The 20679-nt window shown below is 60.4% G+C and carries 15 protein-coding genes; 9 read left to right on the top strand and 6 right to left on the bottom strand.

Annotated elements, in window-relative coordinates:
• Nucleotides 1-34 precede the first annotated feature (34 nt).
• The gene (locus HDF10_RS04225; protein ID WP_183810747.1) at nucleotides 35-1225 is read right to left on the bottom strand and encodes a trypsin-like serine peptidase; all 1191 of its coding nucleotides are present in this window, start codon (nucleotides 1223-1225) and stop codon (nucleotides 35-37) included.
• 208 nt (nucleotides 1226-1433) lie between these two features.
• Here HDF10_RS04225 and HDF10_RS04220 point away from each other — a divergent pair, with 208 nt between their 5' ends.
• Complete coding sequence (locus tag HDF10_RS04220; protein WP_183810744.1) at nucleotides 1434-2750, top strand: cysteine desulfurase family protein; 1317 nt, start codon at nucleotides 1434-1436, stop codon at nucleotides 2748-2750.
• Between the two features lie 111 nt (nucleotides 2751-2861).
• Nucleotides 2862-3110 (top strand): hypothetical protein, encoded by a 249-nt coding sequence (locus tag HDF10_RS04215; protein ID WP_183810742.1) that lies wholly within the window; start codon nucleotides 2862-2864, stop codon nucleotides 3108-3110.
• Between the two features lie 216 nt (nucleotides 3111-3326).
• Here the strand turns inward: HDF10_RS04215 and HDF10_RS04210 are convergent, their stop codons facing one another.
• On the bottom strand, nucleotides 3327-5195 hold the full coding sequence (locus tag HDF10_RS04210; RefSeq protein WP_183810741.1) for an APC family permease: 1869 nt from the start codon (nucleotides 5193-5195) through the stop codon (nucleotides 3327-3329).
• A 182-nt stretch (nucleotides 5196-5377) separates the two neighbouring features.
• On the opposite strand from HDF10_RS04210, the gene HDF10_RS04205 reads away from it, so the two are divergent.
• The 3 genes from HDF10_RS04205 (at nucleotide 5378) to HDF10_RS04195 (ending at nucleotide 9018) form a co-directional block, all read left to right on the top strand.
• Nucleotides 5378-5944: a glutathione peroxidase gene (locus HDF10_RS04205; protein WP_183810739.1), complete on the top strand. Its 567-nt coding sequence runs from the start codon at nucleotides 5378-5380 to the stop codon at nucleotides 5942-5944.
• A 267-nt stretch (nucleotides 5945-6211) separates the two neighbouring features.
• The gene (locus tag HDF10_RS04200; RefSeq protein ID WP_183810737.1) at nucleotides 6212-8140 is read left to right on the top strand and encodes a M61 family metallopeptidase; all 1929 of its coding nucleotides are present in this window, start codon (nucleotides 6212-6214) and stop codon (nucleotides 8138-8140) included.
• A 119-nt stretch (nucleotides 8141-8259) separates the two neighbouring features.
• Nucleotides 8260-9018 carry a bestrophin-like domain gene (locus tag HDF10_RS04195; protein WP_183810735.1) on the top strand — a complete coding sequence of 253 codons (759 nt, stop codon included), beginning with the start codon at nucleotides 8260-8262 and terminating at the stop codon, nucleotides 9016-9018.
• 232 nt (nucleotides 9019-9250) lie between these two features.
• On the opposite strand, the gene HDF10_RS04190 is transcribed toward HDF10_RS04195, so the two are convergent.
• Together HDF10_RS04190 and HDF10_RS04185 are read right to left on the bottom strand one after the other, a co-directional pair.
• Nucleotides 9251-10576, bottom strand: a complete 1326-nt coding sequence (locus HDF10_RS04190) for a protein kinase domain-containing protein (RefSeq protein ID WP_183810733.1) — start codon at nucleotides 10574-10576, stop codon at nucleotides 9251-9253.
• A 273-nt stretch (nucleotides 10577-10849) separates the two neighbouring features.
• On the bottom strand, nucleotides 10850-12274 hold the full coding sequence (locus HDF10_RS04185; RefSeq protein ID WP_260177599.1) for a serine hydrolase domain-containing protein: 1425 nt from the start codon (nucleotides 12272-12274) through the stop codon (nucleotides 10850-10852).
• 146 nt (nucleotides 12275-12420) lie between these two features.
• Between HDF10_RS04185 and HDF10_RS04180 the strand changes: the two genes are divergently transcribed.
• The 3 genes from HDF10_RS04180 (at nucleotide 12421) to mnmA (ending at nucleotide 17902) form a co-directional block, all read left to right on the top strand.
• Complete coding sequence (locus HDF10_RS04180) at nucleotides 12421-12756, top strand: YegP family protein (RefSeq protein WP_183766634.1); 336 nt, start codon at nucleotides 12421-12423, stop codon at nucleotides 12754-12756.
• Nucleotides 12757-12870: 114 nt separating this feature from the next.
• The gene (locus HDF10_RS04175; protein WP_183810731.1) at nucleotides 12871-16218 is read left to right on the top strand and encodes an alpha-mannosidase; all 3348 of its coding nucleotides are present in this window, start codon (nucleotides 12871-12873) and stop codon (nucleotides 16216-16218) included.
• 559 nt (nucleotides 16219-16777) lie between these two features.
• Nucleotides 16778-17902, top strand: coding sequence for a tRNA 2-thiouridine(34) synthase MnmA (gene mnmA / locus HDF10_RS04170; RefSeq protein ID WP_183810729.1), 1125 nt, complete (start codon nucleotides 16778-16780; stop codon nucleotides 17900-17902).
• Between the two features lie 31 nt (nucleotides 17903-17933).
• On the opposite strand, the gene HDF10_RS04165 is transcribed toward mnmA, so the two are convergent.
• Both HDF10_RS04165 and HDF10_RS04160 read right to left on the bottom strand, forming a co-directional pair.
• Nucleotides 17934-18512, bottom strand: coding sequence for a hypothetical protein (locus HDF10_RS04165; protein WP_183810727.1), 579 nt, complete (start codon nucleotides 18510-18512; stop codon nucleotides 17934-17936).
• A 104-nt stretch (nucleotides 18513-18616) separates the two neighbouring features.
• Nucleotides 18617-19012 (bottom strand): YtxH domain-containing protein, encoded by a 396-nt coding sequence (locus HDF10_RS04160; RefSeq protein WP_183810726.1) that lies wholly within the window; start codon nucleotides 19010-19012, stop codon nucleotides 18617-18619.
• Nucleotides 19013-19450: 438 nt separating this feature from the next.
• On the opposite strand from HDF10_RS04160, the gene HDF10_RS04155 reads away from it, so the two are divergent.
• On the top strand, nucleotides 19451-20578 hold the full coding sequence (locus HDF10_RS04155; protein ID WP_183810724.1) for a BON domain-containing protein: 1128 nt from the start codon (nucleotides 19451-19453) through the stop codon (nucleotides 20576-20578).
• The last annotated feature ends 101 nt before the right edge of the window (nucleotides 20579-20679 follow it).

The following is a 20679-nucleotide window of genomic DNA, read 5'->3' as shown; positions in this document are numbered from 1 at the left end:
CACCCGCTCTCACACCGCTCGAGAGGGGAGCCGCCTAGTCCCAGTTCGCACGCGCCCACTTGATCAGTTGCAGAAAGGCAGGTCCGGCCGAGGCCACGTTGTTATCGTCTTCAAACGGCCATGGAGCAAAAGGGTTGAACGAGAACTCCGCCTCCCCTCCGACATCCACGGCCACAACATAAGGCCCATCCGGCCACTCCGCAAGATACGGCCCGCCGGAGTCCCCAGGACTGGAATCCCCATCCTGAGTCTCCAGTTCCATCGCATCGCCGGAGTCGTTGCTATCCTCGTCATCGTCGTGAAAGCTGATGCCACCCTGAAACGAAGGCTGCTCCGCATTCGCAATCAGCCCCGGATAGCCCACCAGAGTCCAGACATTCTGATCGTTCCAGCTGTCGTCATACGCCCGTGCTCCGAGCCAGCCCAAACTATCTCCCAAGCGGTCCTGCAGCTTCAACACTGCAAAATCAAACGCGGGAGCTGGAGGGCTATTCGTGTCGTACGAAGAAGACGCCTCAACATACGAGGTCACCCCGGCGCCCGCGACCGACACTCCATTGAAGTAGCCCGGCGTAAACTGAATCATCGCCGGATTGGCACCCCACGGCACCACGTGCGACGCCGTGATCACGGTATTCGGTCCCACCAGCGTTCCCGTTCCGAACCCCGACGGGATAAAGCTCGAAGGATCCGTGTAGACATCCAGCCTCCCAATGCACTGCCAGGGATACCCCGACGGGAAAAATGCCTGCCGCACATCGGTGCCCCAGATATACCCATGCGGATAAAGACGGCTGCCGTCCTTGCGCCTCATCACGCTTCTCGTAATCCGAGGAGACAGCTTCGGATGATAGATCCGGTCTGCCCACTCCGCATAAAAAGGAGGCTCAGGCGGCGGCAGAGGCAGCGTCGGAGCTTCAACCCGCACTCCCGGATTCTGGCGAATGTACTCCTGAACAGGCAGCCCACGCACGTACCCATACTTGTTCTCAATCTGGAAGGCCGTCATCTCACCGGTCAGCGATACCTTGCGGATCAACTTCTCTAACTTCAGATCGCCCGGCGCATCGATGAAGGTAAAGCTGTTGGTGGACTTGAGCGATTGCAGCGCCTTGGGCGGCGTTCCGTGCTTCATCACGTTATCCAGGCGAAACACCTGCTCTGGAGTCAGCGGTAAAGAGGATTTGTGAGAGTCCGACTTTGCCTTTTGCACCTTTCCTGCCATGACGATCTCCTTGTGATTCCACTCCGAATCCCAGGGGCCCATCCTTCATGCCTTATGGTGAACAATAGGCTGACTCCGTTACGCTCGACAGCTCTCTTTCACTTCAACCCCACGGCGAGACCACCGCCGCCGATCTTATATCGGCTCCTGGATCGGCCACTCCCGGCAAGCCAATCAACTGCAATCGGCGACACAGTAAAATAAAACCATGCGCCGAATCTACCTGGACGCCAACGCCACCACACCCCTCCTCCCCGAGGTCTTCGAGGCCATGCGTCCCTTCTTCCTCGAGCACTACGGCAACGCCAGCTCCATCCATCAACAGGGCCAGTTCGCCCGCGCCGCCGTCGACCACGCCCGCGACAGCATCGCCCGCCTCCTCCACTGCCGCACCTCCGAGATCGTCTTCACCTCAGGCGGCACCGAGAGCGACAACCTCGCCCTCTTCGGCACCCTCGGAAGCCCAAAGCTCACCGGCGAACCCGCTCACCTCATCACCACCAGCATCGAGCACGACGCCATCCTCCGCGCCGCCGAATCCCTGGCCAAGAAGAACGTAGAAGTCACGTTCCTCCCGAGCACCCCACAAGGCATCATCGAACCCGCAGCCTTAGTGGCCGCCATCCGCCCCAACACAAAGCTTGTCAGCGTCATGTTCGCCAACAATGAGACCGGCGTTATCCAGCCCATCGCCACGCTGGCCGCCATCGCCCATGCCGCAGGCGCGCTCTTCCACACCGACGCTGTTCAGGTCGTAGGCCGTCTCCCCCTCGACCTCAGCCCCAAAGGCCCGCTCAAGGACGTCGACCTACTCACCCTCTCCGGCCACAAGATCTACGCCCCCAAGGGCATCGGCGCCCTCTTCGTGCGCCGCAGCGTCCGTCTCGCCCCCATGCTCCACGGCGGCTCCCACGAGCGCCAGCGCCGCGCCGGAACCGAAAACGTAGCCGGCATCGTCGCGCTCGGCAAAGCCGCCGAGCTAGCCCAGCAATGGCTCATAGAAACTCCCACCACCACCACAAATCCGGGTGCCCCACACATCGCGTCTGATGTGTGGGCATCGGGCGCAAGCCCGACCGCTCTCTCCCAAACAGCCGACACCCCAGCTCACCTCGAAGCCCTACGCGACCGCCTCGAACAAGGCATCCTCTCCCAAATAGAAGAGTGCGGCGTCAACGGAGCCGGAGCCCCCCGCGTCTCCAACACCACCAGCCTCTACTTCGATCACATCGAAGCCGAAGCCCTCGTCATCGCCCTCGACCTCAAGGGCCTCTCCGTCAGCGGAGGCTCCGCCTGCCAGTCCGGCGCCACCGAACCCTCCCACGTCCTCACCGCCATGGGCCTCTCTCCCGCCCGCGCCCGAGCCAGCATCCGCTTCTCCCTCTCGCGCCTCACGACCGCCGAAGAGATCGACCACGCCCTTACCCTAATCCCCGCCGCCGTAGCCCGCCTCCGCGACCTCAGCCCCACCTGGCACAAGTCCCCCACCCACCCTCATTCCCGCATAACGACACATGCCGTCTAAGAAAAGTGGCGTTCTACAAAATGGACTCGGAAAATTGCGCGATCAAAGCTGACAAGCGAAATGGATGTTCAACGAATGGGAAAAGTCTCAGATAAAGAGAATCTTGCAAGGATGAAGATAGCTTTCAGAAGATGGTTGAAAGCTACTTATCTGACGTTAGCACTGCTCATCTTCTCGATCTGCTCCGTAATTCCCTTCCTCGAAGGCCATCGCTGGCATGACTTCTGGAATTTGGGAAAAATTCTTATCGTGACATCGGGTACTTTGTTTGTCGGGCTATTGTGGGTAGCCGGCATGACTTATAGCATATGGCTTTATGTCAGCGAACCGATCAGCACTCGCAAGCGACGAAGACCCTAGTCTAGCGACCATACGAGGGACCATCCGATTGCGGTAACAGAACGCCTCGCAAGAGGCGGCCTTCACAAAAATAAATCCAAAAAGACTGGCGTATCTTCCGTCAAGGAAAAACACGCGGCGAAACACCACGTTCCACCACGCATCTCACCATAACTTCACCATCAAAACACCACATCCAGAACACCGTTTTTCCCAAAAACCCCAGCAAAAACACCCTCACAGGTACCAAGGAATATTAACCACCACAATCCGCTGATTCCCCTTCACCAGCAGCAGCAGCTTTAGCAGCTGAACCCGCTGATTATGCAGCGCATTCTCCCACCAGTGCCGCACCACCAGCTCCGGCAGCAGCACCGCCACCTTCCGCCCGGGATTCTCCTCCTCGAGCTTCAAAATGTAATCCATCAACGGATTGATAATAAAGCGGTAGTTCGACGGAATCGTCACCAGCTCCGGCTCCTGCAACCCCTCTTTCTTGATCGGATCCATCACATACTCGTGCCAAAGCTCGTCCAGGCTGCCCTCCTCGTCATCCGAGTGCACATGCACCACCTTGATCTCCTTCGACAACAACAGCCCGAACCGCATCGCCTTCTCCGTAATCCGGTCCCATCGCGCCATCGGTATCACCACAATCGGCTCCTGAAGATTCACCAGGTTCAACGGAGTCATATCCGACATCTCTCGCCGCACCCGCGAGTAGTGCCGCTTCACCACCCACATCACCCCGATCAGCACCGGCACCAGCAGCGCCGTCACCCACGCGCCCGCGCGGAACTTCGCCACCAGCACCACCAGCGTGGTAATCCCAGTCGCCACCGCGCCAATGCCGTTCACAAACATATGCCAGACGCGGCCTTTGTGCGCCTCGCCCTTCATCCAATGAACCACCATTCCTGCCTGCGAGAGAGTAAACGCAAGAAAGGCTCCAATCGCATACAGCGGAATCAGCCGGTCCGTCACACCGCCAAACAGAATCAGGATCACCGCCGTGAACCCCGTCAGCGCATAGATCCCATGCGAGTACAGCAGCCGCCGCCCGCGCAGAATAAACACATGCGGCAGATAGTCATGCAGCGCAATCGCCCGTGTCAGACGCGGAAAGTCCGCGAACGCCGTGTTCGCACTCAGCGCCAGCGCCAGCAACACGCTGCCCATCGTCAGAAAATAAAACCACCCGCGCCCGAAGACCGCAGTCACCAGCAAACTCAACAGACTCTGAAACTGCGCCGCATCCGGATCCATCGGCATGATCCGATAAGTCTTCGCCAGGTAAGCAATCCCGAACAACAACACCATCAGTATCCCGATGATCACCGTCAGCGTCCGCTGCGCTCGCTGCACCCTCGGCTCGCCGAACGCCATCACGCCATTCGACACCGCCTCCACCCCAGTCATCGCCGCGCAGCCGCTCGCAAACGCCTTCAACAGCATCCACATCCCCAGCGTCCCAACGGTGGCCGGCAGAGCAGCTGGAATCGGAGCCATCGCCATCGGATGCCCACCCGCATGAACCGTCTTCCACATCCCAACCACGATCAACGCCAACAGCGTACTGACAAATAAGAACGTCGGAATGATGAACGCCGTCCCCGTATCCTTCACGCCGCGCATATTCACCAACGCAAGAATCGTAAGAATGACGAGACATATCAGCAGAGTATGAGGTTGCAACCGTGGCACCGCCGACGTCAGCGCCGTCACGCCCGCCGAGATTCCCACCGCCGCCGTCAAAATGTAGTCGATCATCAGCGCCGCCGCCGCCAGCAGCCCAGGCTTCTCCCCCAGGTTCTCCGACGCGACCGTATAGCTCCCACCCCCACCCGGATACGCCGCAATCGTCTGCCTGTAGCTGAAGTACACAATCGCCAGCAGAATCAGGATCGCGCCGATAATCCGCCAGCCGTACTCCACGCCGCCGATCCCCAACGGAATCAGCAGCGTCATCGCCGCCTCTGGTCCATACGCCGCGCTCGTCAGCCCATCCAGGCCAAAGATAGGGATTCCTGCGGCTACACCAATGTGCTCTGCCCGCTCCTCACTCGTCGCAAGCGGCCGTCCAATAATCGAATCTGTAAGTGACATACGATTTAGATCGTACCGCCTCTGTCAACTCAACTCACTCAATCTCTGCATTTAACCTTCACGCCCTGCAAAAAAAATTGTAAAGATCTCATAAAGACCGTGCCCGCGATTCCGCCGTCCAACCAGCCTCCCACAGTCCCAGCGCACCTATAATCAATTCACTAAAGCTTTCAGGAGAATCCATGTCCGCAGCCGCTCTCTACGACATCCCCGTGCACAGAATCACCGGCGAAGGAGCGTCCCTCGCCGACTATCGCGGCAAAGTCCTGCTCATCGTCAATGTCGCCTCCAAGTGCGGTCTCACCCCCCAATACGACGCCCTCGAAAAGATCTACGCCCGCTTCAAAGACTCCGGCCTCGTCGTCTGCGGCTTCCCGGCCAACGACTTCGGCGGCCAGGAGCCAGGCTCCAACGAGGACATCCAGACCTTCTGCCGCTCCACCTTCGGCGTCGACTTCCCCATGTTCTCCAAAGTCACCGTTACCGGCCCTGATACCCATCCCCTCTACCAATCCCTCATCGCCGCCCAGCCCAGGGCCACCAGCCCCGGCCGCGAAGCCTTCCGCGAAAACCTCAACGGCTTCCTCCAGCAGCACGGCACCACCACCAACCCCGAACCCGGCATCCTGTGGAACTTCGAAAAGTTCCTCATCGACCGCAACGGCCAAGTCGCCGCCCGCTTCTCGCCCGAAGTCCTCCCCGACGATCCCACCATCGTCGCCGCCATCGAATCCGCCCTCAACTCCTAGCCTCAAACTCCAGTCCGAACGAGGATTGATCTGCTGTTGCCGGGTGCCCCACACATCGACCTTGATATGTGGGCATCGGGCGCAAGCCCGACCGCTCCCGCCCATCTCCTCTCCGCCGACAGCCCAACCCACCTCGGAGCCTCCTCGACCGCCTCAGAGACATTCCAACCGCAACCCACCCGCTTTTGGCGTCTTCTCCAGCCTCAACATCGTCTATCCTTCTAATATCTAAAATCTTCGCCTCACTTCGAGAGGAAATTCCCGTTCATGATCGTCCGCCGCACCCTCCTGCCTCTAGCTCTGCTCACCCTCGGAACCCCTGGCCTCCTGCAAGCCCAGCAGACCCCCATCCGGATCACCGCCGACCTCTCCGAGGCTCCGCGCAAGCTCTACCACGCCGAAGTCGACATCCCCGTCCAGCCCGGCCCCGTCGCGCTCACCACTCCCAAGTGGATCCCCGGCAACCACCGCCCCACCGGCCCCGTCGATGACATCACCGGAGTCGTCTTCACCGCTAACGGCAAAGTCCTCCCCTGGCGCCGCGACGACGAAGACCTCTACGAGTTCCACGTCACCGTCCCCGCCGGCGTCACCACCCTGCACGCTCATCTCGACTGCATCGTCACCGCCCGCGTCAGCGACAAGCTAGCCGTCCTGGAATGGGAAAAACTCCTCCTCTACCCCGCGAAAACCCCCGTAAAAGACATCGCCATCCAGCCCTCGGTCAAAGTTCCCGCAGGGTGGGGCATCGGCAGCGCCCTCACCCCAACCGACGGCTACGATCCGCAAAATCCAAAGGGCGGTCTCACCCACTACGCCCCCACCACCGTCGAACAACTCGAAGACTCCCCCGTCATCACAGGCCAGTACTTCCACGAGTTCGCCCTCGCCCCCGAGGTCACCCCCAAGCACTACATCGACGTAGTCTCCGACTCGCCCGAAGACTCCAACCTCCGCCCTGCCCTCCTCGCCGAACTCAACAACCTCGTCCGCGAGACCGGAGCCGCCTACGACTCCCGCCACTACGACGTCTACCACTTCCTCCTCACCCTCTCCGACGTAGCCGGTGGCGAAGGCCTCGAGCACGGCCAGTCCTCCGACAACGGCGTAGGCGAAAAAGGCTTTTCCGACCCCAGCCATCAACTCGCCGAATCCGACCTCCTCTCCCACGAGTTCACCCACTCCTGGAACGGCAAGTACCGCCGCCCCTTCAACCTCTATCAGGACGACTTCGAGAAGATGCAGCAGGGCTCGCTCCTCTGGGTCTACGAAGGCATGACCCACTACCTCGGCAACGTCCTCGCCGCCCGCTCCGGCCTCAAATCGCAGGAGCAGTACCGCGACATGCTCGCCCTCTCCGCCGCCCAGCTTGACTACAAACCCGGCCGCGAGTGGCGTCCCACCGAAGACACCGCCATCGCCGCCAGCATCCTCCGCGGCGGCAACCCCGCCTGGTCCAACTGGAAGCGCGGCCAGGACTACTACCAGGAGGGCGAGCTCTTCTGGCTCGACGCCGACACCCTCATTCGCCAGAAGACCGACAACAAAAAATCCCTCACCGACTTCCTGCATCTCTTCCTCGGCGAAGGCGGCAACACCGGCCCCCTCATCGTCACCTACAACCGCGACGAGCTCATCGCCGATCTCAACCAGGTCCTCCCCTACGACTGGGCCACCTTCATCCACGAGCGCATAGACAACATAAACCCACACGCCGACCTCGCCGGCATCGAACGCGGCGGTTACAAGCTCGTCTACACCGACGAACCCTCGAAGTCCGAACGCACCCTCGCCAACTCCGGCAGCCGTCGCGGCAGCTCCGTCAACGTCTGGTACTCCCTCGGGCTCCGCGTCTCCGCCGAAGGCAACATCGCCGACGTCCGCTGGAACAGCCCCGCCGACAAAGCCAAACTCTTCCCCGGACAAAAAATCGTCGCCGTCAACGGCAACGTCTACTCCGCCGATGCCCTCAAGACCGCAATCAAGCAGGCCAAGGGAACAACCGAGCCCATCCACTTCATCCTCCAGAGCGACGCCTTCGTCACCACCGCCGACATCGACTACCACGACGGCGCCCGCTACCCGCAACTAATCCGTGTGGACGGCACCCCCGCCTACCTCGACGAAATCACCAAACCCCTGGCCAAATCCGAACCCATCCCTGCCGAAAAGAAAGAAAAAGACTCCACCGAATAATCGTCACACCGCAGCACAAAACAAAGCGCCGCTCTCCATCAAGAGCGGCGCTTTTTTGCTGCGGCCATCAAGCACGCTGGGATAAGCTTGGAATCCATCACGCGGAGATGCTCGCCTTCATGCTGACCCTCACCCAAAACATCGTCATCCTCATCGTCACAATGACCTGCTCCATGCTCTTCCTGGCACTTCTCAACCGCATCTGGCCACGCGAACGGCGCACCGTACACAACGACCTCATCGGCTGGCAACTCGGCATCCTCGGCACCACCTACGCGGTCATCCTCGGCTTCATGCTCTACACCGTCTGGACCAACTTCGGAGAAGCCAACCTCAACGCCGACCTCGAAGCCAACTCCCTGCGCAACGTCTATCACATCGCCGAAGGCCTGCCCACGCCGCAACGAATACTCCTCGAGCAGCAGGCCCGAGCCTACGCCGACGCCGTCATCAACTACGACTGGCCCGAGATGCACCAGAGCAAACTCCCCGAAGAGAGCCACCTTCTCAATCGCGACATGTGGAAGACCCTCATGTCCGTCAAAGCCGCCACGCCCTCCGAGCTCATCGCCGAAGATCACGCCCTCACCGAACTCAGCGCCCTCACCGAGCACCGCCGCACCCGCCTCCTCCAAAGCGCCTACCGCCTCCCCACCATCTTCTGGGCAGTCCTCCTCGTCGGCGGACTCGTCACCGTCCTCTCCGCCTCCCTCTTTGGCTCCGCCAATCGAGCCCTTCACGCTGTTCAGGTCTTCTGTTTCACCCTCCTCATCACCCTCGTTCTCCTCGCTATCGCCGACGTCAACCTGCCCTTCCGCGGCTGGGTGCACGTCAGCGACTACGCCTTCCAGCGAGCCCAGCAAAATATGAACGACTAGCAGCGTAGCCCAGACAGAAACGCTGGAGCTTTTCCCATTCCGACCAACGGGAGCACGAATATCGCCAGTCCCGCCAAAGCAGGGTATACAAGTCACGAAGTGACCGCGCCACGCGCAGTGGGCTCATCCGGCAGGGCCTATCTTTCAGAGTAAAAACGCTCTAGAAACTAAAAGAAGGTGCGAAGAGCCATCTCTCCACACCTTCTGTCTTCTCACAACACCAGTAACCCCGCTATCGACGATAGTTCTGAGCGTAGCTGTCGTGAGGCAGCCCCTCTGCGCGTCCCTTCCTGGCAAAAGCAAACGCCTCATCCCGGCTCATCGTCCCGCCAACGACCACAAGGAACGGTGAGTGCCCGCTCGGCGTAAACACCTCAGGCCGCAGATCCGGATGCATCGCCCTAAGACTCTCTACCTTCTGCTGAGCCTGAGCCTCGCGGTTATACGTAAACGCCACCACCCGCCACTGCCCCGTACCCACACGAGCCGGCGCAGGTACCGAAGCCTCCGGCACAGCCACAGCAGGAGCAGAAGCAGCAGCAGCCACCCCCGCAGCACCAGCCTCAGGCGAAGGCGTCTCCAGAGCAGGCGCAGGAGCAGAATCACTCGCCTCTGTCGCAATCGCAGGCACCACCGCATTCGCCTGCACCGCTCCACCGGACTTCGACCACCGCCCATGCAGGAAGAGCGCGATCAGCAGCAACAACACCATCGCGCCCACACCAATCGCCAGCCGTCGTCCTTCAATCCCGCCTGACTTCTCCTCCGCAACCCGCACACGATTTGTCGGATAAGTCGGCAGCTCAACCGGCGTCTCCGCCACCCTCTCCGGCCGAGGCTCGCTCACCGCAACCGGCCGCGCCTCCACCCGAATCTCCGTATCCGGCCGCAACGCCCTAACCATCTCCGGAATCCCCCACTCCCCGCTGATTCCCTTCTTGATCATTTGATCAAACGGAGCATCCAGCGGCAGTTCGCGCTTTACCTCCTCCAGCGTCTTCTTCTGCGTCAACGCCTGCAGCAGCACCACCGCGAAATCATGCGCGTCCTTGCGCTTCAGCTCACTCCCCTCCTGCCCCTCGGGAGTTTCACGGATGCAATCGCTCCGCAGCTTGATCGCTTCACCCACAGCCAGCACATTCGCCGGCTCAATATGCTCATGCACAAAACCATTCGTGTGCAGCGCCTCAAGCGCCGACGCCAGGCTCGTCGCAACCTGCCTGGTCTCCTGCACCGTCAGCCGCCGCTCCGCCACAATCTCAGCCATGTTCGCGTCCACCGGCTCCATCACCGCGTAGACCAGTGACGTCTCATCCAGCATCACCCGGCCAAACTGAATCAAATTCACCAGATTGGGATGATTCAGCGCCTGAATCCCGCGCCACCGCACCAGGATCTCTTCATCATCGAAGTGCGACTCGATCAGACGTATCACCGTCGGCCCACCCACTCCGTTCGACGTTGAAAAGAACGCGCTCCGGCCCTCAGGCCGTATCAGTTTGGTTAGAGGAAACGCTCCATCGATCGTTCTTCCTTCATACTCCGTCCACAGTTCCATGTCTGATCCACCGTCCTAAGTATTGACTCAAGGGAGAAAGCCACAAAAGGCAAAATAAAACAAAGAGGGACGACGAAAAGCCCTGCGGCAACCATACGCCTCATCACCACGCACTATTATCCTTTATTGCGCGGCGTCACTCAACGGGTACCGGAGCATCATCCCCGACACGTCCTCTGTCTGTCAGTTTGTCATCCGGCAACGGTTGTCATCCGGCAAGGATCTGTTTGTCTCATCACCGCTGCATCAGCCACCACCTCACCTGAAACCCCACTAGCTCCCCGAAGGAATCACCAGATACTGCTCCAGCTTTCCATCCGGCTCCTCATACGTCGTCACCCGCAATTTTCTATCCGGAAAACTCACCTCGAAGACGCGAAACGTCATCCCGCCACGCAACTCCTCATCCATCTGCTTGAAGCTGCCTGGCACCCCCAGCGGCTTCAGGCTGCCGGCAAAGTCCCCCACCGCCTCCTCGGTAAAGTACGCGTCGCAAAATGCAGTCAGCTGCGACCGATCCAGCCTCCCCTCCTGCAGCCCCGTAAAGATCGCAAGCGCCCGCCTCTCTGCCGCCGCCGTTCCATCCGAGGCACTTGCCGCAGCACTCCCGCCCAGCACCAGCGGAGCGATCTTCCGCGCCAATGCGCCCGCGGCGCTCGAAGCATCTTCATTCGTCAGCACCGTCACCGCAACCTTATCGTCAGGAAACACCGAATTCTGCGAAACAAACCCCGACACCTCCCCGCTATGAGAGATCACCCGATGCCCATCCCGCGCGCTCACCTGCACGCCAAGCCCATAGTGAGTGCCGCTGCCATCCTTCAGCTTCACCTCAGTAAACATCTCGTCATAGGAAGGCGGCGCCAGCAGCGTCCTATTCATCAAACTGATATTCCACAGCGCCAGATCGCTCGCCGGCATCGCCAACTCTCCCGCCGCAAACATCCACCCCGCACCCTCCTGCGGAGCCGGCCGCAGCGGCCCGAGCGCATGCTGGTAGTATCCCGTCGGATCATTCGCCGGCAGCCTGCTCGCGTCCGAGTTCAGCACCCCCGTCATCTTCAACGGCCGAAAGATCCGCTCCTGCAACTGCTCGATCAGCGGCTTCCCCGCGACAATCTCCGCGATCCGTCCCGCAATCACATAGTTCGTATTCGAGTACTGCCACTTGGTCCCCGGCTCGAAGTCCAGCGGCTTCTTCGCCCACACATCCAGAATGTGCTGCGGCGTCGCCGGCTGCATCATCGACGTCATCACATAGTCCTCCGGCCAGAAGTCCTGGTACCCCGAGGTCATCGACAGCACCTGCCGCACCGTCACATCGCTCGCCCGCGTCAGCTCCGGCAGATACTTCCCCACCGGATCGTCCAGCTTCACCCCGCCATCCTGCACCAGCAGCAAAATAATCGCCGCAGTAAACTGTTTGCTCACCGACCCGATCGAGTACTGCATCCCCGGCTCCGCCAGCATCACCGGCTCCAGCCGAGCCTTCCCATACGCCTTCACATAAGCGATCTTCCCGCCCTGCACCACCGCCACCGAAGCACTCGGCACCCCGGTAGCCTTCAGCACCTCTGCCGCCGCCGCATCGATCCCCGTCGCCGTAGCCGTCGGCAGCGAGTTCTGCGCCCACGCCGCACCCATCGTTACAAAACCTAGTCCAAAGACCGCCGCCGCTCTAACTCGCAGATTCATCATGCACGAAAGACTACCAGCGCCCTCGTCCACCCACCACCCCTCTGCAATAAATTCTCAACCCCCGGCTCAAACACGAGCTACAATCCGAATCAGCAAAAATCCGGCCCTCGCAAACGACACCAACGCTTCCCTCTCAAGGAGAATTCATGGCAGGCACGTTCGAGATCAAGAAGGCAAAAGACGGCGAGTTCTACTTCCACCTCAAGGCCGGCAACGGCCAGATCATCCTGGCCAGCGAGATGTACGTCGGCAAGTCCTCCGCCGAAAATGGCATCGAGTCGGTCAGGAAGAACGCCCCCATCGATGCTCACTACGAGCGTAAAGAAGCCAAGAACGGCCAGCCCATGTTCAACCTCAAAGCCGCCAACCATCAGGTCATCGGCACCAGCGAAACCTACACCACCACCACCGCGCGCGACGCCGGCATCGAGTCCGTCAAAGCCAACGCCCCCGACGCCCCAATCCACGACCTGACCGTCTGATCCGCCCAACACCATCAGCCCGCCGATCAGAGCCCGCCGATCAGAGCTCTCGCGGACCAAATCACACGACGACTCCGTTGTGAGTTCCCGCATGCATTTGCTACCCTTGCCTTTATGCGTCTTAGCCGGCTCTCGCTCGCCCTCCTGCTCTCCTGCACCCCCCTCCTCGCCCAATCCTTCACTCCAGTCCGCGAACAGAAAAACCTCTCACCCGCAGCCGCAGCCAAGCTCCACACCCTCGAGACCCTCAACTCCCTCCCCGCAGGCGACTGGCGCTTCCACGTAGGCGACATCCCCCACGGCGAATCTCCCACCCTCGACGACTCCTCCTGGACCCTCGTCCAGCCCAAATCCAAAGCCCCCCACGAGGCCGTCTGGTATCGCCGCCAGATCGAAGTCCCCAGGACCCTCAACGGCTACGACATCACCGGCGCCCGCATCTCCTTCCAGTTCCGCTCCGACGCCAACGGTGCCGTCCCCGAGATCATCTACTTCAACGGCAAGCGTGTCGCCCTCGGCGAAGACCTCGAACCCATCGTCCTCTTCGAACCCGCCCACCCCGGCGACAAGATCCTCGTAGCCGTCAAACTCCTCCAGACCGTCGACGACAAGAACTTCTCCGGCGTCCGCCTCACCATCGAGCCAAATCCCAACGCCACCGGCGCCAACGCCCGCCCATCCCCAGACGACATCCGCATCCAGTGCATCGCCGCCGCCAACCTCCTCCCCGCACTCCCCACCCCGCGCCCAGACCTCCTCCCCAAAGTTGAAGAGGCCGTAGCCGCCATCGACACCAACGCCCTCGCCTCCGCCGACCAGGCCGCCTTCGACAAATCCCTCCGCCACGCCCAGGAGATCCTCACCACCCTCCACCCCGTCCTCGCCGAAGCCAAAATCGACCTCGCCGGAAACTCCCACATCGACGCCGCCTGGCTCTGGCCCCGCAGCGAAACCATCGACGTCGTCAAGCGCACCTTCACCACCGCGCTCCAGCTCATGAACGAGTACCCCGACTACACCTTCTCCCAATCCGCCGCGCAGTACACCGAGTGGATGGCCGAAAAGTATCCCGCGCTCAACGAGCAGATCAAGCAGCGCGTCAAAGAGGGCCGTTGGGAGATCGTCGGCGGCATGTGGGTCGAACCCGACCTCAACCTCCCCGACGGCGAATCCCAGGTCCGCCAGCTCCTCCTCGGCCAGCGCTACTTCCAGCAGCAGTACGGCGTCACCGCCCGCATCGGCTGGAACCCCGACTCCTTCGGCTACAACTGGCAGCTCCCCCAGATCTACAAGCGCTCCGGCCTCGACTACTTCGTCACGCAAAAGATGCACTGGAACGACACCAACCAGCTCCCCTTCCGCCTCTTCTGGTGGGAGTCGCCCGACGGCAGCAAAGTCCTCACCTACTTCCCCACCGACTACGTCCACGACAACGTCAACCCCACCCGCATCTCCGCAGACTTCGCCGAGTCCGCCGACCGCAACCCCGGCACCACCGAGATGCTCGACCTCTACGGCATCGGCGACCACGGCGGCGGCCCCACCCGCGCCATGCTCGACCAGGCCGACCACTGGATCGCCGCAGGCTCCAAAGATCACGACGCCGTCCCCACCATGCGCTACCACACCGCGCAAAACTATTTCACCAACGTAGAAAAGAGCCTCAACCCCAACTCCCCGACATGGGACTATGACAGCATCGCGAAGGGCTACACCGCCCCACCAGCCGCGAACGGAGCCCTCGGCATTCCAACATGGAAAGACGAGCTCTACTTCGAGTATCACCGCGGCGTCTACACCACGCAGGCCGCGCACAAACGCAACATGCGCACCAGCGAAGTAGCCACCCTCGACGCAGAAAAACTAGCCTCCCTGGCCTGGCTAGACGGCCAGCCCTACCCCAACGCCGAACTCACCGAGAACTGGAAAAAAATCACCTTCAACGGCTTCCACGACCTCGCAGCCGGCTCCGGCATAGCCGTCATCTACAAAGACGCCCAACGCGACTACACCGAAGTCTTCCACGCCGACAAAGAGATCGCCGACAACTCCCTCAACACCCTCGCCGCCCGCATCGATACCCGCGTCAAATCTGGCGTACCGATTCTCGTCACAAACACACTTGCATGGCCCCGCTCAGAAACGTTCGAAGCTACGGTTCAGCTCCCCGAGCACTCCGATTCAATTTCATTGAAAGACGAGCAGAATCGAGTCTTGCCGATCACGGTACTCCACCACGACGACGCAACAAATACCTTCAAAGTTCTTGTTCGGTCGTCCAATGTGCCTTCTCAGGGCTACAAAGTTTTGAACGCAAGCGGAGTGAATGGAGAACAGCCCATCGCAGAGACCTCGATCCAAGGTCAACTAGCTTGGAGACAGCGCCCTCCTGACAATTCGATTATTTTGGGGAATGAGAACTTGTCAGTGGAGATTGACAAGAGCACTGGCTGCATTAAAAGGCTATTGCACGACGATAAAGAATTCATCGCTCCCAACGGTTGTGGCAACCAGCTCCAGACCTTCAAAGACACCCCCAAGCAATATGACGCCTGGAACATCGACCCGGGGACTCTTGACGGCACGATGACACCCATCAGCCAGGTCGATTCGATCCAACTAATTGCAGACGGCCAACAGGGCGAAAGCGTACGCATCACCCGTCATTGGCAGTCCTCAAAATTTGTTCAAGACATTTCTCTCGACGCCGGAGCCGACACCGTCCGCATCACTAACGACATCGACTGGCACGAGACCCACGTCCTCCTCAAAGCCGCCTTCCCCCTAGCCGCCACCAGCGGTAAAGCCACCTACGAGATCCCCTACGGCTCCATCGAGCGCCCCACCACCCGCAACAACTCCTGGGAGAAGGCCCAGTTCGAAGTCCCCGCCATGCGCTGGGCCGACCTAGGCGACGACCACCAGGGCCTCTCAATCCTCAACGACTCCAAGTACGGCTACGACGCCGTCGGCAACACCCTCCGCATCACCCTCCTCCGCTCCCCCACCTGGCCTGACGCCGAAGCCGACCGCGGCCACCAGCACTTCGTCTACGCCCTCTACCCCCACACCGGCACCTGGAAGCAAGCGCAGACCGTCCGCCGCGGCTACGAGCTCAACGACCCACTCAAAGCCCAGCAGGTCTTCGCCCACACCGGAACCCTCCCCGCCGAACACTCCTTCGCTAGCATCGAAAACCCCAACGTAACCCTCACCGCCATCAAAAAAGCCGAAGACTCCAACGCCTTGGTCTTCCGCATGTACGAGTGGGCCGGCACCGCATCCGAAGTCAAACTCCACATCCCCCACGGAGCCACCTACGCCATCGAATCCAACATGATGGAGAAACCCGAAGGCGACCACCTCCCCCTCACCGGAGACGTAGTCACCGTCCCCATCAAACCCTACGAGATCCTGACCCTCCAGGCCATCTACCCAACCCCCACCGCCACCGCAAAATAGTAGTTATCCGTGGACTGCGCTCCGCGCTGAGAGCGCAGTCCACCAACCAACCCACCTCTATCCGATCTCGCCCCCACCACCCACCAACCGTGCCACCCTACCAACCGTGCATTAACCGTATTGTTAAGGGCACGGCTTCAGCCGTGCCGCAAGAGCTTTGGCTGCATTGCGGCTTTAGCCGCTGAGGTCCGCCGTTCGTTTCGGAGAATATTTTGAATCGACACCGAGTCGAATTCAAAGAAAACCTGTCAAGCCCCAAATCACCAAAACCCGCGCCAATCCAGCGAAATCGCGTGGCGTATCAGTTTCATCGAACCGCTATACTTAAAGAAGTAGGGTTCTCACATCGAGAAGAAAGCCGAGCCAAACCAAGGTTCAGCTTTCTTATTTAGAATGAATACTTTGCCGCTGGAAGCCACTAAAAATGGGACTTAACCACGAAACCGGATCAGCTGGTTGAGACCTAAGCTCTATCTTTTGAAGACTTTGCACACTTTTGCTACGGGGGAGGGGGTATCTCCTTCTGGCAAAGTGAGAGATGAGAAAATAGAACAGAGCCATGCCCACTGAGCCCAACAACACGATAGCGGTCGCCATGTCCGGAGGAGTCGACTCCTCCGCCGTAGCTGCCCTCCTGCGCGCTCAGGGCCACGACCTCGTCGGCCTCACCCTCCAGCTCTGGAACCAGCGCCGCCTCGCCGGACACGAGGGCATGCCCGAGGCCGTCCAGGGCCGCTGCTGCTCCATCGACGACGTCTACGACGCCCGCCACGTCGCCGAGCAGCTCGACATCCCCTACTACGTCGTCAACCAGCAGGAGCGCTTCGAAGCCGACGTCGTCAAGCCCTTCGTCAGCGAGTACCTCGCCGGCCGCACCCCCATCCCCTGCACCCTCTGCAACAACCACCTCAAGTTCGACCAGCTCCTCACCACCGCCCGCCAGATCGGCGCCGACCGCATCGCCACTGGCCACTACGCCCGCAACCGCTTCGACGAAGCACGCGGACGTTGGATCCTCTCCCGCCCCGAAGACAAGTCCAAGGACCAGACCTACTTCCTCTTCGGCCTCACCCAGGAGCAGCTCAGCCGCACCATCTTCCCCCTCGGCGAGATGCAAAAGCCCGCCGTCCGCCAGATGGCCGCAGACGCAGGTCTCGCCGTTGCCCAGAAGTCCGACTCCCAGGAGATCTGCTTCATCCCCGGCGGCGACTACAACACCTTCCTCAAGGCCTACCTCGACGAGCAGGGCGAAGACCTCCCCAACACCGCAGGCGAACTCGTCACCACCACCGGCGAGGTCATCGGCCACCACGAGGGCATCCAGAGCTTCACCGTCGGTCAGCGCAAGGGCCTCGGCCTCACCTCGCCGAACCCACTCTATGTCCTCGCCATCCACCCCGACTCCCACCAGGTCAACGTAGGCTCCGACGAAGATCTCCTCTCCCGCGATCTCTTCGCCAACCGCCTCAACTGGATCTCCATCCCCAGCCTGGCCGCGGGCGACGCCATCCGAGTCAGCATCAAGATCCGCCATCGCCACACCCCGGCCATGGCCACGCTCAGCCGCGTCGACGACCAAACGGTCCACGCCCTCTTCGACGAGCCCCAACGCGCAATCACCCCCGGCCAGTCCGCAGTCTTCTATCAGGAAGACGAGGTAGTCGGGGGTGGCTGGATCACCTGACAATAATTCAGAGAGCTACCACCCAGGTCCGTTACCACCCCGGATCAGAGTCGCGCCGTCCGTTCTGCCGCCCACCCCCGGACCCCTTCGTCCGTCCCACCAGAACGTCCAGCCCAGCCTTCAGCCCATTCATCAGCCCCGAAAACTCCCGAACCGGAATCTTGAATCCCCGCTGCACCGTCTCCGAGATGTCCGAGGTAGTATTCAGAACCGAAGTCACCATCCCATCCACCCGTGCCACCTGCGCGCGTGTCTTCGAATTCAAATCGCTCGCAGTCAAATCAAACTCCTGCGCTTTGGTACGAATCACATGACTCGTCTCAACAAAGTTCTCCGTGATGATCTTCATCTTCGGCGCAGTGTCCTGAATAAATCCATGAGAACTATCCAGAATCGGCATCACCTTCGTGCGGAGCTCTTCCACAATCTCAAGCCCGCGCTTCCTCGCCTTCGCCGCGCCAAGAGCCATTGCGATCAGAGCAATCGCCTGCACGACCAGCGCAACCGCAACCATGCCGACAAAGACCATCAACAGCTTCGAGTTCCCCGACGAAAGCGAGTCCGGGTCCTGCAGCCACATTCCTGACACCACGATCCGCATCGCTTCCATAACGTCTCTCAATCCCTCAAGTTACGAGATAACAATCATAAGGCCCGGTCGCCAGCAACGGTCGACCGGGCCAGACTATCAGAAACGACTAACAGACAACCGTTTTACGAGTGAGATTCGCTCGTCGTGCTCGTATACGCTTCTTTGCCCGCATCAATTGCAGCAGACACCTTATCCTGATGCTCCTGCACCAATCCCTTGCCCTTCTCAACATACTGAGCCCATTGCGTCCGGCCGCGGTCATAGTACTCCTTGCCACGATCGACGTACTCACCCATCTGTTGCTTTCCTTGTGAGGCCAAAACAGCCGCGCGATCCTGCGCCTGCTGCGCCAGAACCGCTGCCTTATCCTTGGCATCCAGAGCGCTCGCTACCAAATCTTCGCGCGTCTCTTTCCCAGCCTTCGGAGCATACAACACCCCCACCAGAGCACCAATCCCCAGTCCCGCCAGGAACCAACCAAATCCACTTACTCCACTCTCGTTGTCGCTATCTGACATGCTCATTCTCCTCTTTTTCAGGCTTCAGGTGCGGAATCTGCCTCTCCGCCCTTTATAACTCAACTTGAAGATTTCTAATCTATCGGATCTCATATCCGGTCCGAAAAATACGCCGCCTCGTCCGCCCAACCGCACGGTCTCAATGCCTTGCTTAGGAAGATGCCCCGTCCTCCAATTAGGTTGCGCGCTCCCGTCTTCACCGCGAATCATTTGCCAAGACCCTTACGGGCTTTATCTCACCTCTGTCAGATGCAACCCGGGATATTTTTCGATATCTTTCAGCAACGGACTCGTCTAATCCTTAAGAAGACGTCCTCTCCGCAAAGTTGAGGAAACCGCCATTCACTAGAAACTTCGATCCGAGACGTTGCATCGGATAGCTGTTCTGTGATTTACAGTGTTCGCAGTGCAAGTCACTCGACGCACGAAAGGGGTTTCATGTACGCCAACCGTCATCTCTCCGCCACACGCGCTCTTTTGGCCGCTACGATTTTAGCCGTCAATCTTGGCTTTTCTGGATGCAAAGGTTCCGCACCCGCAGCACCTACCGACGACGCCAGCCTGACCGCAGCCCTGCAAAGCCGGATCTCCAGCGACGGCGCCCTCAGCGCTGAATCCATCCAGTCGACGGTCCAGAGCGGTGTAGCCACCCTCACCGGCAACGTCAGCAGCGAAGCAGCGCGATCCCTCGCCGCAGCCGACGCCTCTCAAGTCGCCGGCATCAAGACCGTAGTCAATAATCTCGCCGTGCAGACTCCCACACCGGCTGTCACCGCCGCAGCCGTTCCGCCGCCCCCTCCTTCACCTGTCGCTCCTAAGAAGCTTCCCGCTCCCAAGCCGACTCCCAAGCCAAAGCCGGCCCCAGTCGTCCACGAGTCCGCACCCGTTGAAGCGCCTGTTCAACAGGCAGCAGTAGCCCCGCCGCCCCCGCAGGAACTTCCCCCCCCGCCCCCTCCGCCGCCTCCACCTCCTCCTGCGTTCCGTAACATCACCGTGCCACCGGATACTACGATCCCCGTCCGCGTCAATCAGACGCTCGATAGCGCGACCACCCAGCAGGGCGACAGCTTCTCCGGCACCGTCGCGACAGACGTAATCATCGACGGCCTCGTCGTCATCCGTCAGGGAACACCCGTCTCAGGCCGAGTCTCTGCCGTACAGGAAGCAGCTCATTACAAAGGCAGCTCCTTGCTCACCGTTGAACTCATCAGCATCAACCGTCGCGGCGAAAAGCTCGCAATCACCACCGAGCCTTACAGCGTGGAAGGGAAAGGCCGCGGCAAAAATACAGCCGAGAAGGTCGGCGGTGGGGCAGCTGTTGGTGCTATCCTTGGCGGCATCCTCGGCGGCGGCAAAGGAGCAGCCATCGGTGCAGCTGCCGGCGGCGGCGTCGGGGCAGGTGCCAACACCATCACCCGTGGCGAGCAGGTTCAAATCCCTTCTGAAAGTCTCATCCGTTTCCGCCTGTCCAACACCTTGTCTCTCTCGGTTCCGACAAAAAATACCGAAAGCACAACCTCCAATCCGGACCTGCAATCGAGGCCCGCAGACCAGCCGCCACAGTAGACAAAACTTTGCATCTAACGCTATAGAACAGGGGCGGCAGATTCACGCGGACTGTCGCTCATCGCCCGAAACGCATAGGCATAACAGTTGTCAACCAAGCT

Source organism: Tunturiibacter empetritectus, from assembly GCF_014201375.1.
Classification (GTDB): Bacteria; Acidobacteriota; Terriglobia; order Terriglobales; family Acidobacteriaceae; genus Edaphobacter; species Edaphobacter lichenicola_D.
This window is presented reverse-complemented; position numbering and strand designations above follow the sequence as displayed.

Excerpts from the sequence above, each read along its gene's own strand:
- HDF10_RS04225 (WP_183810747.1), bottom strand. The coding sequence starts at position 1,225 with ATGGCAGGAAAGGTGCAAAAGGCAAAGTCGGACTCTCACAAATCCTCT.
- HDF10_RS04220 (WP_183810744.1), top strand. The coding sequence starts at position 1,434 with ATGCGCCGAATCTACCTGGACGCCAACGCCACCACACCCCTCCTCCCC.
- HDF10_RS04215 (WP_183810742.1), top strand. The coding sequence starts at position 2,862 with ATGAAGATAGCTTTCAGAAGATGGTTGAAAGCTACTTATCTGACGTTA.
- HDF10_RS04210 (WP_183810741.1), bottom strand. The coding sequence starts at position 5,195 with ATGTCACTTACAGATTCGATTATTGGACGGCCGCTTGCGACGAGTGAG.
- HDF10_RS04205 (WP_183810739.1), top strand. The coding sequence starts at position 5,378 with ATGTCCGCAGCCGCTCTCTACGACATCCCCGTGCACAGAATCACCGGC.
- HDF10_RS04200 (WP_183810737.1), top strand. The coding sequence starts at position 6,212 with ATGATCGTCCGCCGCACCCTCCTGCCTCTAGCTCTGCTCACCCTCGGA.
- HDF10_RS04195 (WP_183810735.1), top strand. The coding sequence starts at position 8,260 with ATGCTGACCCTCACCCAAAACATCGTCATCCTCATCGTCACAATGACC.
- HDF10_RS04190 (WP_183810733.1), bottom strand. The coding sequence starts at position 10,576 with ATGGAACTGTGGACGGAGTATGAAGGAAGAACGATCGATGGAGCGTTT.
- HDF10_RS04185 (WP_260177599.1), bottom strand. The coding sequence starts at position 12,274 with ATGATGAATCTGCGAGTTAGAGCGGCGGCGGTCTTTGGACTAGGTTTT.
- HDF10_RS04180 (WP_183766634.1), top strand. The coding sequence starts at position 12,421 with ATGGCAGGCACGTTCGAGATCAAGAAGGCAAAAGACGGCGAGTTCTAC.
- HDF10_RS04175 (WP_183810731.1), top strand. The coding sequence starts at position 12,871 with ATGCGTCTTAGCCGGCTCTCGCTCGCCCTCCTGCTCTCCTGCACCCCC.
- mnmA (WP_183810729.1), top strand. The coding sequence starts at position 16,778 with ATGCCCACTGAGCCCAACAACACGATAGCGGTCGCCATGTCCGGAGGA.
- HDF10_RS04165 (WP_183810727.1), bottom strand. The coding sequence starts at position 18,512 with ATGGAAGCGATGCGGATCGTGGTGTCAGGAATGTGGCTGCAGGACCCG.
- HDF10_RS04160 (WP_183810726.1), bottom strand. The coding sequence starts at position 19,012 with ATGTCAGATAGCGACAACGAGAGTGGAGTAAGTGGATTTGGTTGGTTC.
- HDF10_RS04155 (WP_183810724.1), top strand. The coding sequence starts at position 19,451 with ATGTACGCCAACCGTCATCTCTCCGCCACACGCGCTCTTTTGGCCGCT.